Annotated in this window: 10 protein-coding genes and 6 pseudogenes; 14 read left to right on the top strand and 2 right to left on the bottom strand. The window is 63.5% G+C overall.

All coding sequences use genetic code 11. From position 1 onward, the window contains the following. The coding region (gene hflX, locus JCM19049_RS03220; RefSeq protein WP_279402364.1) for a GTPase HflX at positions 1 to 792 on the top strand (792 nt) is incomplete at its 5' end. Beyond that, positions 785 to 2771, top strand: a pseudogene (locus tag JCM19049_RS03215) (ATP-dependent DNA helicase). The gene hflX and the pseudogene JCM19049_RS03215, both read left to right, overlap by 8 nt. Before the next feature lie 96 nt (positions 2772 to 2867). On the opposite strand, the pseudogene JCM19049_RS23090 reads toward JCM19049_RS03215, so the two are convergent. Continuing rightward, positions 2868 to 3776 (bottom strand): annotated as a pseudogene (locus JCM19049_RS23090) (alcohol dehydrogenase catalytic domain-containing protein); the annotation flags it as partial. A 144-nt stretch (positions 3777 to 3920) separates the two neighbouring features. Here JCM19049_RS23090 and JCM19049_RS03200 point away from each other — a divergent pair. Both JCM19049_RS03200 and JCM19049_RS03195 read left to right on the top strand, forming a co-directional pair. Further along, positions 3921 to 4994 carry a glycoside hydrolase family 76 protein gene (locus tag JCM19049_RS03200; RefSeq protein WP_054820785.1) on the top strand — a complete coding sequence of 358 codons (1074 nt, stop codon included), beginning with the start codon at positions 3921 to 3923 and terminating at the stop codon, positions 4992 to 4994. A gap of 47 nt (positions 4995 to 5041) precedes the next feature. Further along, positions 5042 to 5464 carry an NUDIX domain-containing protein gene (locus JCM19049_RS03195; RefSeq protein ID WP_279402363.1) on the top strand — a complete coding sequence of 141 codons (423 nt, stop codon included), beginning with the start codon at positions 5042 to 5044 and terminating at the stop codon, positions 5462 to 5464. 126 nt (positions 5465 to 5590) lie between these two features. On the opposite strand, the gene lexA is transcribed toward JCM19049_RS03195, so the two are convergent. Beyond that, complete coding sequence (gene lexA / locus JCM19049_RS03190; protein ID WP_054820783.1) at positions 5591 to 6310, bottom strand: transcriptional repressor LexA; 720 nt, start codon at positions 6308 to 6310, stop codon at positions 5591 to 5593. Between the two features lie 260 nt (positions 6311 to 6570). On the opposite strand from lexA, the gene JCM19049_RS03185 reads away from it, so the two are divergent. The 10 genes and pseudogenes from JCM19049_RS03185 to JCM19049_RS03150 form a co-directional block, all read left to right on the top strand. Next, positions 6571 to 6927: a LysM peptidoglycan-binding domain-containing protein gene (locus JCM19049_RS03185; protein WP_279402362.1), complete on the top strand. Its 357-nt coding sequence runs from the start codon at positions 6571 to 6573 to the stop codon at positions 6925 to 6927. A gap of 73 nt (positions 6928 to 7000) precedes the next feature. Beyond that, positions 7001 to 8123 (top strand): annotated as a pseudogene (locus JCM19049_RS03180) (histidinol-phosphate transaminase). Positions 8124 to 8135: 12 nt separating this feature from the next. Then, complete coding sequence (gene hisB, locus JCM19049_RS03175) at positions 8136 to 8756, top strand: imidazoleglycerol-phosphate dehydratase HisB (RefSeq protein WP_279402361.1); 621 nt, start codon at positions 8136 to 8138, stop codon at positions 8754 to 8756. Further along, positions 8757 to 9391: pseudogene (hisH, locus tag JCM19049_RS03170) on the top strand (imidazole glycerol phosphate synthase subunit HisH). Positions 9392 to 9408: 17 nt separating this feature from the next. Next, positions 9409 to 9543, top strand: a complete 135-nt coding sequence (locus tag JCM19049_RS18320) for a hypothetical protein (RefSeq protein ID WP_279402360.1) — start codon at positions 9409 to 9411, stop codon at positions 9541 to 9543. Positions 9544 to 9576: 33 nt separating this feature from the next. Then, positions 9577 to 10316 (top strand): annotated as a pseudogene (gene priA / locus JCM19049_RS03165) (bifunctional 1-(5-phosphoribosyl)-5-((5-phosphoribosylamino)methylideneamino)imidazole-4-carboxamide isomerase/phosphoribosylanthranilate isomerase PriA). 473 nt (positions 10317 to 10789) lie between these two features. Next, complete coding sequence (locus JCM19049_RS03160; RefSeq protein WP_279402359.1) at positions 10790 to 11728, top strand: excalibur calcium-binding domain-containing protein; 939 nt, start codon at positions 10790 to 10792, stop codon at positions 11726 to 11728. 107 nt (positions 11729 to 11835) lie between these two features. After that, positions 11836 to 12561: an HNH endonuclease family protein gene (locus JCM19049_RS03155; protein WP_279402358.1), complete on the top strand. Its 726-nt coding sequence runs from the start codon at positions 11836 to 11838 to the stop codon at positions 12559 to 12561. A gap of 77 nt (positions 12562 to 12638) precedes the next feature. Continuing rightward, a complete protein-coding gene (locus JCM19049_RS18315) occupies positions 12639 to 12809 on the top strand; it encodes a DUF4236 domain-containing protein (RefSeq protein ID WP_138174325.1) in 171 nt (56 codons plus the stop codon). A gap of 169 nt (positions 12810 to 12978) precedes the next feature. Then, a pseudogene (locus JCM19049_RS03150) lies at positions 12979 to 13168 on the top strand (SseB family protein); the annotation flags it as partial.

Genomic DNA, 13168 nt, shown 5'->3' with positions numbered 1-13168 from the left:
AACCAAGATTCGAAAATGGACCGCCGGCGCATTCGCGACCGAATGGCCAAGCTGCGCCGCGAGATCAAGGGCATGAAGCCGGCCCGCGAGGCCAAGCGCGCCAACCGCAGACGCAACGAGGTCCCCTCCGTGGCGATCGCCGGGTACACCAACGCCGGCAAGTCCTCGCTGCTCAACCGGCTGACCAACGCCGGGGTGCTGGTGGAGAACGCGTTGTTCGCCACCCTGGATCCCACCGTGCGCCAGGCGGCCACCGAGGACGGGTTGACCTACACGCTGGCGGACACTGTTGGTTTTGTCTCCAACCTGCCCACCCAGCTGGTGGAGGCGTTCCGCTCCACACTGGAGGAGATCGCCGACTCGGATCTGATCCTGCACGTGGTGGATGCCTCCCACCCGGATCCCGAAGGCCAGATCGCCGCGGTGCGCAAGGTGCTCACCGAGGTGGAGGCCATGCACATCCCGGAGATCATCGTGCTGAACAAGGCCGACGTGGCCGACCCATACGTCATCGAACGGGTACGCAACCGCGAATCAAACTCGGTGGTGGTCTCGGCCTACACCGGGCAGGGCATCGACGAGCTGCTTGCCAAGATCAGCTCCTCGATCCCGCGGCCGGACATCCAGCTCGAAGTGCTCATCCCGTATGAGCGCGGGGACCTCGTGGCCAAGCTGCACCAGGCCGAAGCCGAGATCCTGGACAGCGAGCACCAGGAATCGGGCACCCGCATGATCGTCAAGGTCCGCAAGTCGCTGGCTGCGGAGTTGGAGCAGTACAACATCCATGGATAAGCAGAAGCAGGCGTTGGACCTGTTGGAGACCGCCGTGTCCTCCATGGGCGGCCAAAGCCGCACCGGGCAGCAGGAAATGGTGCGCCAGGTGGTGCGCGCCCTGGAGGAGGACGAGCACCTGCTGGTGCAGGCCGGCACCGGTACGGGCAAGTCGATGGGGTACCTGATTCCGGCCCTGGCCTACGCCCAGACCTCGGCCAAGCCGGTGATCGTCTCCACCGCCACCCTGGCGCTGCAGTCCCAGATTGTGGGCCGCGATGTCCCACGCCTGCTTAACGCCTGAAGGGCAAGCTTTCGCGTCCCATGGACGTCTCCCTGCTCAAGGGCAGGGCCAACTACCTGTGCCAGTACAAGCTCGGCGGCGGGTACCCGGATGACGAGGGCACGCTGTTCGCCATGGACGAGGCTCCGGCCGCCGGCCAGGTCTTCTCCCCGCTGGCAACCGAGGTCATGAAGCTGCGCGAGTGGGCCGAGAAACCGAGACCGGGGACCGGGACGAACTGGTGCCCGGGGTCTCGGACAAGGCCTGGCGCCAGGTTTCGGTTTCCGCCATGGAATGCCTGGGCTCCCAAAAGTGCCCGATGGCCGATGAATGCTTCTCCGAGATGGCCCGGGCCCGGGCCGCCGAGCCGACGTGGTGATCACCAACCACGCGTTGCTGGCGGTGTCCGCGTTCGAAGGGCTCTCGGTGCTGCCGGACTTCGATGTGGCGATCATCGATGAGGCCCACGAACTGCAGGACCGGGTCACTTCCTCGGTGGCCAGCGCGCTGTCTCCGCGCACCGTGCTCACGCCGCCGGTCGATGAAGCGCCACTGCGCGGTCAACGTCGATGAAATGGTCAACGCCGCCAACCGGCTGGATAAGGCGCTGTCCGGGCAGGCCACCGGCCTGCTGGAACGCGGCCTGGACGAGGCCAGCGGGATTGCACTGAACGACATCGCCGAACAGGCCCGCGTCATCCTGTCCCTGACCAAGCCCGAAGCCGGGGATCCGGTGGACGGTGGCCGGCAGACGGCCCGCTCGCAGATGCAGGCGGTGCTCGATGACTCGCTGCGGATGCTGGAGCACGAGGAACGCCGCGAGGTGATCTGGACGTCACGGCCGCGCGAGTTCGTTGAGGGCCGCGGCTACGTGGAGGCCGATGAATCCACCCCCGCCACCCTAAACGTGGCGCCGCTGTCGGTGGCCGGCAAACTGCGCGAGGGCCTGTTTGACGGGCGCACCGTCGTGCTCACCAGCGCCACCCTGGCCATCGGCGCCCAGTTCGACTCCGTCGCCGGGGCACTGGGCCTGATGGGGGAGGGCGCCCCCTCCTGGCAGGGCGTGGACGTGGGCAGCCCGTTCAACTACCCCAAGCAGGGGATCCTGTACGTGGCCAAGCACCTGCCCAAGCCCGGGCGGCAGCTCAGCGCCGAAACCCTGGATGAGATCGAGGATCTGATCGAGGCCTCCGGGGGAGGGGCGCTGGTGCTGTTCACCTCGAAGCGCTCGGCCGAGGAGGCGGCGGCGATCCTGCGCCCGAAGCTGGACGTGCCGATCCTGTGCCAGGGGGAGGCGAGCATGAAATCCCTGGTCGCCGACTTCAGCGCCGACCGGGACGCGTGCCTGTTCGGCACCATGACCCTGTGGCAGGGGGTGGACGTGCCGGGGGACGCCTGCCGGCTGGTGATCATCGACAAGATCCCGTTCCCGCGCCCCGATGACCCGATCTCCAAGGCCCGCACCCAGGACATCGCCCGCCACGGCGGCAACGGATTCATGCAGGTCTCCGCCGCCCACGCTGCGGTGCGCCTGGCCCAGGGGGCCGGACGCCTGATCCGTTCGATCAACGACAAGGGCGTGGTGGCGGTGCTGGATTCCCGGATGGCCACCGCACGCTACGGCGGCTACCTGAAGAGCTCGCTGCCGCCGATGTGGCCCACCCCGGACAAGAAGGTCATCCTCGGGGTGCTCAAACGGCTGAACCCGAACAAGTAGCCGGGGCCGGCCGCCCCCGCCCGGGTCAGCCGCGCAGGCGCACCAGAACCTTTCCATGAAGCCCACCGGCCTCCACCAGCCGGTGGCTTCGCCAGCCTGCTCCAAGGGCAACTCACGATCCACCCGGTACTTCAGCTCCCTCGTGGCCAGCAACTCATTCAGCGCGGCGGCCGCCGCAGTAAGTTCCTCGGCTCCCGCGTTCGAGACGGCGAAACCCTTCACGCTCACATCCCGGGTGTAGAGCGCACCGACCGGAATGCTGGCCTCGGCCTGCAGGCCCGCGGAAATCAACACGGTGCCCCGGTTGGCCAGCGCCGGGATAAGCTGAGCCAGCTGCTGGTGACCGGACGTGTCCCACCAGATCGCCGCACCTTCGGCCACGTGGGAGGCCACCGCTTCGATGAGGTCGGGCCGGGCATAGTCCAGCACGGTGTCAGCCCCCAAACCCCTGACCCACGAATGATCCGCCGGGGCGGCGCTGGCAATCACCCGGGCGTCCCGGGCGCAGGCAAACTGCACGGCTGCACTGCCCACGGCACCGGCAGCCCCACCAATGAACACCGACTGCCCGGCGGCCAGCGGTGCGCTGCGCCCCAACCCCAGCCACGCGGTGGTCATGGCATGGGACAGCGCCACCACGCCGCGCAAATCCGCCACGTTCTGCGGCACCGTGAAAAGCCGTGCGGCCGGCACCACGCAGAATTCGGCAAAGGACCCCTGCCGCCTGTCATACCCCAACGAGTTTGACCAGACTCGGTCCCCGACGCTGAACCCGGTGACCGACTCACCCACGGCCTCGACCGTGCCGGCCACATCCCGGCCGATGATGAACGGGGAAGGAAGCTCGGTGGCGTACGCGCCGGAACGCACAAAGGTGTCCACATGGTTCACGCAGGAGAACTCGGCGCGCACCAACACTTCGTCCGGTTGCGGTCTGGGAATCGGAACCTCACGCACCGCAATGGATTCAGCCGGACCGGGAACATCGATAACCGCTGCACGCATCATGTTTCCAGCATGCTCCCGCGGCCGGCGCCAAGCCAAGTACGGCGGCAAATGCGCGCGCTGGGCGGGAAACGTAGACTCGTCACAGAACACCGCCGCACCCGGTGGTTGCCCACCGACCCCCGTCAGGTAGAGGAGCAGTGCATGACCCACAGCTGGACCGCGCTGGCCGACAACGCTGCCCGTGATGTCAACGACCGTTTCGGGCACCGGCTCATGGGGCTGCCCGGCACCTGGATCGGAGCGTTGCGGGCACCGGTTCCCACCCCTAAGGCGCCGGCAGCCCGTGGGCGCCGGATCCGAGGGGACGCCCCATGGTCTGAATGGCACTACTGGTGGCAGGCCCACTACCTGGACGCGATCGTGGACATGGGGTTTCACTATGTGCGGGCCGGCGCACCCGCGGCAGCCAAGGCCGAGGTGAGCCGCGGGCTGCGGCTGCTGCGCGGGATCAAGATCCGTAACTTCGGGGTGTTCCCGAACTATTTCTTTGATGACATGGCCTGGCTGGCGCTCTCCAGCCACCGGCTGAACGCGCTGTGCCTGGAACTGCACCAGCAACCGGCAAAACTTGCCCAGTCGGCGGTGGACTCGCTGACCCGCCAACTGCGTAGCGGTCAGGATTCGGTGCTTGGCGGTGGCCTATACTGGTCACGCAAACGCGCGTTCAAGAACGTGCCGGTCAACGGTCCCGCGGCCCTGCACTTCGCCCGCATCGGGGACCGGAAAACCGCTGTCTCGCTGGTCGACTGGATGCGCGAGAAGCTCTTCGACCCCACCCTGGGCCTTTACCTGGATGGGATCTATCTGGTTAACGCCGGGCATCGGCTCGAAGGACAGATCTACACCTACAACCAGGGCCCAATCCTTGGGGCCTGGCTGGAGCTCGGGGACGAACGGTACCTGCGCCAGGCCGCCGACCTCATCGACGCGGTGGACCGTCGGCTCACCGTTCCACAGCAGGGGCTGCGCCTGGAACAGGGCGGGGATGGGAGCCTATTCACCGGAATCCTCTGCCGCTACCTGGCGCTGGCCGCTACGGATCACCGGCTGGGGCAGCGGGCGCGGCAAACCGCCGCGCGGCTCGTTTCCGATACCGCCGACACCGTCCTGGACAAGCAGGCGGCTCAGCTCTCGGAGGCCGTGCAGCGCTGGAGCATCCTCTCGGCCGCAGCGGTCGTCACGCGGAGTACCGACCTGAAACGAAGGACCTCATGAGCCTTCCACCGCAGGACTTGCCTCCGGCTCGCAGGGGACTCATCGCAGTGAGTTACGTGATCTTTCGCCACGCCGACGCCGTGCTGCTGCAACAGCGGCGAGGCACTGGTTTCCTGGACGGGTACTGGGGCGCTGCCGCCGCCGGGCATCTGGAGAACGGCGAAAGCGCAGTAGCGGCAGCCATTCGAGAAGCTGGCGAGGAGCTGGGTGTACTGGTCCGCGAAGAACATCTTCACCCCCTGACGGTGCTGCAGCGCCCGGCTGCGGTCAAGGATCAGCCCGGCCGCGTCGACTTCTTTTTCGAATGCCGCTCCTGGCTGGGCACACCCGAGATCCAGGAGCCGGACAAAGCCGTGGATCTTCGCTGGTTCAGGCTCGATGACCTGCCAATCCCCGTGGTGCCCCACGAAAAGGTGGTCCTTGAACAACGGCGCCTGCCACTGCAGGCCTTCACCTGCCTCGCTCCCTAGCGGACGTTATCCGGATGAATTGATTCCCGGCTTGGGTGGGAGCGTCGAGCAGAGCCAAAACAAGATCCCGGTGTGCCGCGTTTGGTAACGCGAAACACCGGGACTGTGCCGAAGGTGGCAGGAAGGCTAGAGCGAACGCATCACCGAAACAACTCGGCCCATGATGGTGGCGCTGTCGCCCAGAATCGGTTCGTAGCGCGAGTTCTGCGGAAGCAGCCAGGTGTGGCCATCACGCTGGCGGAAGGTCTTGACGGTGGCTTCCTCATCCAGCAGGGCGGCAACGATGTCGCCGTTGTCGGCGGTCTGCTGACGGCGCACCACCACCCAGTCGCCGTCGCAAATGGCGGCATCCACCATGGAGTCGCCCGAAACCCGCAACATGAACAGCTCACCGTGGCCCACGAGCTGACGCGGCAGGGAGAAGACATCCTCGACGCTCTGCTCAGCCAGGATCGGACCACCGGCGGCAATGCGTCCAACCAGTGGCACCATCGTGGTGTCCGCCGAGGTGCTTAGCTCAATGACCTTGGTGTCATCGGCCGGCTCCGGCTGGGCGGCCGGTTCCTTGGAAGCGGATTCAGACTCGTCGTTCAGCTGCAGCGGAAGCAGAATTTCCATGGCGCGGGGACGGCGCGGGTCACGGCGGATATATCCGAGCTTCTCCAGCTGACCCAACTGGTGGGTTACCGAGGAGAGGCTGGCCAACCCGACCGAGTCGCCAATCTCACGCATCGAGGGCGGGTAGCCGTTGTTCCCGATGGCCCGCTGGATGGTTTCCAGGATCTTCTTCTGGCGGATGGTCAGCGACCGAGCATTGGCACGCGGAGTGCGTTGTGATGCTGACATGTAATTTCTGCCTTCCCTAACGATTGCGAGTCATGGCCGAGCGGTCAAACTGTCGGTGCTGACTGTTGTGATGTCTTCATGCTCGATTTACTTCGAAATCCTAGTGGATTTCGAAGCCTCTTTCAAAGATTTGTTCGAACTATCTGGACAAGTGTCGCCGAGCTCTGTTAGAAAAGATGTACTAGATCCGAACATATCTTCGAATGAGATGTTCGAACATTAGAAACTCGCATCACGCTCGTCCTGAGAGGAGATCGGCCATGGCCACTACGGCACTGGATAAAGATCAAAGCACCACACGCATGCGAATCCGCCTGACCCGACGCGGCTGGGTTGTGTTGATCGGGGTTCCGGTCTTCCTGCTGGCCCTGGCGGCAACTTTCCTGCTGACCACGTTCTCTAACTCCGTAATGGCCTCCGACCAGGAGCCAGTAGGCGTTGAAACGGTGGAGGTGACCGTCATTCCCGGGGACACCCTGTGGGACTTGGCCAGCGAATACGCGCAAGGCTACGACCAGGAAGACGCCATTCGCTACATCGGCGAAATGAACTCGCTGCATGGTGGCGTGCTGCAGGCCGGACAAACCCTGCAGATTCCGGTCCTGGACCAGCAGTAGCCCGCGGTTCATTGTTACCGCCTGGAGCGTCACTGATTCACTGCCAGCGCCCGCCCCAGCTTAGAATTACCGTGTGAAAGACCGCAGTGAACTGTTAAGTCAACTGCCCTTGCGTGAGAATCTCCGCGGGCTCTCTCCCTACGGCGCGCCGCAAATCGACGTGCCCATACAGTTGAACGTCAACGAAAACACCCATCCACTGCCGCCGGCCGTGGTCGAGGCAATTGCACAAGAAGTGGCCAAGCCGCCACCACCCTCAACCGTTACCCGGACCGCGAGTTCACCGAACTGCGTGAACTGCTCGCCGACTACCTGGGGCATGAACTGCGCGCCGAGAACATCTGGGCAGCGAACGGCTCGAACGAAATTCTGCAGCAAATCCTCCAGGCCTTCGGTGGACCGGGACGCAGCGTCATGAGCTTCGTACCCACGTACTCCATGTACCCGCTGCTGGCCAGCGGCACCGATACCTCCTTCATCGCCGGAACCCGTGCCGCGGACTTCACGCTCAGTGCCGAATCGGCCGCCAGCCAGGTGCGCGAACACCGCCCGAACATCGTGATCCTCTGCTCACCCAACAACCCCACGGGTACCGCCCTGGGGCTGGATGTCATCAAGGCCGTCTACGAGGCGGCCAGCGAGAACAACGCGATCGTGATCGTCGATGAGGCCTACGCCGAGTTCGCCTTGGCCGGCACCAAGTCCGCGCTGGGCCTGCTGCCCGGCCGCCAGCGCCTGATCGTCACCCGGACCATGTCCAAGGCGTTTGCGCTGGCCGGGGCGCGCCTTGGCTATCTGGCCGCGGCCCCTGAAATCAGTGACGCAATCCGGTTGGTGCGCCTGCCCTACCACCTCTCGGCGGTCACCCAGCCACCGCGATCGCGGCACTGAAAAGCGTGGACGCGCTGCTGGCCGAGGTCGAACAGATCAAGACCCAGCGTGACCGGATCGTCACCCGGTTGACCGAACTGGGCCTGCAGCCCTCGGTCAGCGATTCGAACTTCGTGTTCTTCGGCGGGCTGCAGGATCCGGAAGCGATTTGGCAGGGCCTGCTCGAGGCAGGGATCATTGTGCGTAACAACGGGATCCCTGGCACCCTGCGCGTCACCGCCGGCACCGAGGCGGAAACCACCGCCTTCCTCGACCGGCTCAGCGAGCTGCTCGAACCGGCGCACCAGCAAACTGTCAGAAGCTAGCGAAGGAAGAAGATGTCTGCCGAATCCCTGGGCGGCCGCAAAGCCCGCATGGAACGCGTGACCAGCGAATCGTCCGTGTTCGTCGAACTTGACCTGGACGGCACCGGCAAGTCCGAGATCAGCACCTCCGTGCCGTTCTTCGACCACATGCTCACCGCACTGTCCAAGCACTCGCTGATCGACCTGACCGTGCGCGCCACCGGCGACACCCACATCGACGTGCACCACACCGTGGAGGACACCGCCATCACCATTGGCCGAGGTGCTGCGCACTGCCCTGGGCAACAAGGCCGGCATCCGCCGATTCGGCACCGCTACGCGCCGCTGGACGAGGCCCTGGCCCGCGCCGTCGTGGACATCTCCGGCCGGCCCTACCTGGTGCACGGCGGGGAGCCGGCCGGCCAGGAATACCACCTGATCGGCGGGCACTTCACCGGGTCGATGACGCGCCACGTCTTCGAGTCGCTGACCTTCCACGCCCAGATCTGCGCCCACATCGAGGTACTCTCCGGGCGCGACCCACACCACATCGTTGAAGCGCAGTTCAAGGCCCTGGCACGGGCGCTGCGCGAAGCGGTGGAAACCGACCCCCGCATGGGGGACCAAATCCCGTCCACGAAGGGTGCGCTGTAGGTGGGAAGTAAAAACGTAGTCGTCCTGGACTACGGGTCCGGCAATGTCCGCTCTGCGGTACGCGCCCTGGAGGCGGCCGGAGCCAGTGTGGAGTTGACCGCCAACTCCACCGCGATCCTGGAAGCCGATGGCCTGGTGGTCCCCGGGGTGGGGGCCTACGCTTCGGTGATGCAACAGCTCAAGGCCATTGACGCGCCGCGCTGGATCGGACGCCGGGTTGCCGGCGGCCGACCGGTGCTGGGCATCTGCGTTGGCCACCAGGTCTTCTTCGATGAGGGCGTGGAACACGGGGTGCGCAGTCAGGGACTGGGCGAATGGCCCGGCGTCGTGGAGCGCCTGGAAGCCGAAGTGATCCCACACATGGGCTGGAACACCGTTCAGGTTCCCGAGGCAGCCGATTGTTCGAGGGGATCGAGCAGGAGCGGTTCTACTTCGTGCACTCCTACGGCGTGCGCCACTGGGAGTTTGACATCACCCAGCCGGCGATGAGCGCCCCCAAGGTCACCTGGAGCACCCACGGCACCCCGTTCGTCGCCGCCGTGGAAAACGGTCCGCTCTCCGCGGTCCAGTTCCACCCCGAGAAATCCGGCACGGCGGGCAACCGCCTGCTGCGCAACTGGTTGGAGACCCTCTAAACATGTGGACCGTTGTCTTGTTGGGAGTCGGAGCCTTCCTGGCCGGGGGAGCGATCTCCCTGAAAAGTCAGAAAGCCCACATCTCCTGGATCATCGCCTGCTGGGCGCTGGCCGCCATGGCAGTCATTGCCGGGTGGGTCCTGACCCTGTAGCGCCCTACGCCACCGCAGAACATAAAGGAAACAATGAGCGAGCAAACACACCTGGAACTGCTTCCCGCCGTCGACATCGCCAACGGGCAGGCCGTACGCCTGGTCCAAGGCGAAGCCGGCTCCGAGACCGGCTACGGCGATCCGCTGGAAGCCGCCCTGGCCTGGCAGAACGACGGCGCCGAATGGCTGCATCTGGTGGACCTGGACGCCGCCTTTGACCGCGGACACAACACCAACATTGTCCAGCGCATCGCCCAGGAACTGCAGATCAAGGTGGAACTCTCCGGCGGCATCCGCGATGACGCCTCACTGGAGCGGGCCCTGGAATTCGGCGCCACCCGAGTGAACCTGGGCACCGCCGCCCTGGAGAACCCCGAATGGACCGCCAAGGCCATTGAGCGCTTCGGCGACAAGATCGCCGTTGGCCTGGACGTGCGCGGCACCACCCTGGCCGGTCGCGGCTGGACCAAGGAAGGCGGGGACTGTGGGAGGTGCTCGCCCGGCTGGAGGACGCCGGCTGCCCGCGCTACGTGGTCACCGACGTCACCAAGGACGGCACCCTGCGCGGCCCAAACGTGAAGCTGCTGCTGGAAATGTGCGCCAAGACCGACAAGCCGATCGTGGCCTCCGGCGGCATCTCCTCCCTGGATGACCTGCGCGCGCTGCGCGAACTGGTTCCCGAGGGCGTCGAAGGCGCCATCATGGGCAAGGCGTTATACGCCGGTCGCTTCACCCTGCAGGACGCCCTGGAAGTCTCAGCCGGACGGGCTTAGCTAAGTCGGGGGCAACTGATTAGTTGAATTATGGGTCTCGTGAACACGGAAAGTGTTCGCGGGACCCATACGCCGTTGAAAGACGACTGACGAGCGACTCCATCCAGCCGTGGTCAGGGTGATCACTGCTGCGCTGACAGGTTCGCGTGCGGGATCAGAGATTCAATTTGACGGACCGTGTCCGGGAGCCCCCCGCGGGTCTAACGCGTCAATCCAAACATAATCTCCGGGCCTTTCTCACGGCTGTCTGGAGCCTTTGCTCACTCACTAACAACGCCGCCCGTAGCACTGGTTTACTTCTCACGATGACGTGGCATTAGGTGAGCCGACGGCTGAGGGGGAACCTTGAACTGCTGAAGACCGCCGGCTTCTTTTGTTATCAAAATGTCACAATTTTTTAGCTAAACAAATTTGCTTTAAACGCGAACTCATCCAAGAATATTGTTGTATCTTTCACTGTCTGGGGGGACATCATGAGCACCAGTTTTCCGGGGACTCCACCGAGCCCAAAAACGACGAAAACTAATCGAAAACTTCTGCTAGCGCTGGTCCTTTTAGGGTTGCTGCTACTTCTGATATTCCTGCCGGAAGTGGTCCTGCTCCTTGCCTTGTTAGGAGTGGTGTTCGGCGCGATTGCGATCTTTGTCGGCCGCATTCCCTGGGTTGCTCGGTCGAATCGCAAAATGGCTGCCAAGGGCACCGGTATTCTCGCCGGGTTGGTTATCGTCGCCGCAGGCATTATCGGTATTCAGAATCCGGTGCCAGCACCCGAACCCAATGCAGCGCCCGCCGTTCAGCAGAATGATTCTGCAAGCCCGGAACCTGCAGTTGCAACCGAGTCCTCCACTCCGACACCGGCCCCAGTGCTGGATGACTATGTAGGGGACCTTTGCGACGGCGACGACTTAGTGATGGAACAAGGCCACGAGCAACTGTACTGTGACAAGGACGCGAACGGAGCGCTTGTCTGGGTAACCGCTAATGAGCACGAGAAGTTACTTCTTGCTGAAAAGAAGGCGGCAGACGAGGCTAAGGTCAAGAAGGCAGCAGAGGCTGAGGCCAAGAAGGCAGCCGAGGCGAAGAAAGCCGCCGAAGAGAAGGCTGAACAGGAAAAAGCTGCACTAGAAAAGGCCAAGAAAGAGAAAGCTGCTGCCGCGAAGGCGGCCCAGGAAAAGGCCGCTGCTGAAAAAGCTGCAGCCCAGAAGAAGGCGAAGCAAGAAGCCGAGAAGAAAAAGGTGCGAAAGCCCGCAAGTACACCGAAACCTGCGGCACCGAAACCAGCTCCTAATACTGGCCGTTATTTCAAAAACTGCACTGAAGCACGTAATGCTGGCGCAGCGCCCGTTTATAGGGGCGAACCGGGCTATGGCAAACACCTGGATCGTGACGGTGACGGAGTCGGGTGCGAGTAGGGATAAGACTACTCGGGCTCGGCCTCTGCATCGGACTGCTCGGGGGCTGTGCCGCCCCATCGAGCATTCCGGCGGGAAAAGTGTCGTCAGCCGAGAGTCCTTCGAAATTGACCGAGCCTCCGGCGGAGATTACCACCCGCAAGGAAGCGTTGCCGATTACGATCGTCACAGAGGAACCGGCTCCAACAGCTCAATCTTTGACCGACGATGAGGTTGTTGAGCAGAGCGAAGAAACTGCCCCGAGCAATCAATCCCAGCAGACGACTTCCAAAACTTCGGATGCAACCGCGATGCTGGGACAGATCGCAATCAAGGGGCGGGCACCCAAAACCGGATATGACCGGAGTTTATTCGGGAACGGTTGGGGCGATCCGGATCATAACGGTTGCGATGCGAGGAATGACATGCTCGCCCGCGATCTTACGGTGCACACCTACAAAACGGGCACAGCTAACTGCGTGGTTTTGACTGCGACGCTTGAAGATCCTTATACCGGTGCGCTAATCGAGTTCCAACGGGGACAGAGAACGAGTAACGCAGTGCAGATCGACCATGTGGTCGCGCTTTCTGATGCTTGGCAAAAGGGGGCGCAGAAGCTGTCGTCGCAGTCTCGTTATGAGTTCGCAAATGATCCGCTAAACCTGCTTGCGGTCGACGGGCCGACCAACGCGTCTAAAGGTGACAGGGATGCCGCCTCGTGGTTGCCACCGAATAGGGGCTTCTGGTGCGAGTACGTGACGCGGCAGGTCGAGGTCAAATATAAATACGACCTCTGGATGACAAAAGCCGAGCACAACGCTAGTGCCCGTGTTCTGCAGAGTCACTGTAACTGAAGGGCCCGGCACATCAGCAGGTGTAAATGCCTGCTGTATTCGTTCTGACTAACTGTATTAACTAAAGGAGTGCCACGGTGGGGTTTACCTTTCGCAAGCGCAAGAAACTAGGCAAGTCGACGACCTTAAACATCTCGAAATCCGGGGCATCAGTTTCTAAGAAGGCTGGCCCGGTCTCGATCTCTTCTCGAGGAACCGTAAACATTCGGTTGGGGAAGGGGCTGTCGTTCCGTAAGAAGTTGTTCTAAGCGCGGGTTGCTTTAGAGCCGCAACCCGGAATGGGAGATGAGAACAGCAACTAAAGTACCTGTGTTGAGTGGGCTGAGCCCGGTGGAAGACACCGCGCCCAGCCCACATCACGTTTAACCGAGGTCACAAGCGGTCCGGCGCACTTGCGCGAGCTTATAGCATGGGTACATGAGCCCCACTTCCTCCTCCCAGCCCGAGCCCAAACGCCACCTGCCCGGCCACATCGCCGCGGCCCTGGCGCAGGCCGGCAGCAAGTCCGATTCGGCCGGCCAAAGCTGGGAAGGACGTGACCTGAGCGGGGACGGCAACCCGCTGCACAACTTCGACAAGGACGACGGCCTGGCCAACGCACAGGTCG

This window comes from Arthrobacter sp. JCM 19049, from assembly GCF_001310435.1.
Note: the sequence above shows the minus strand (reverse complement) of the source record. Positions and strands in the feature narration are given on the sequence as shown.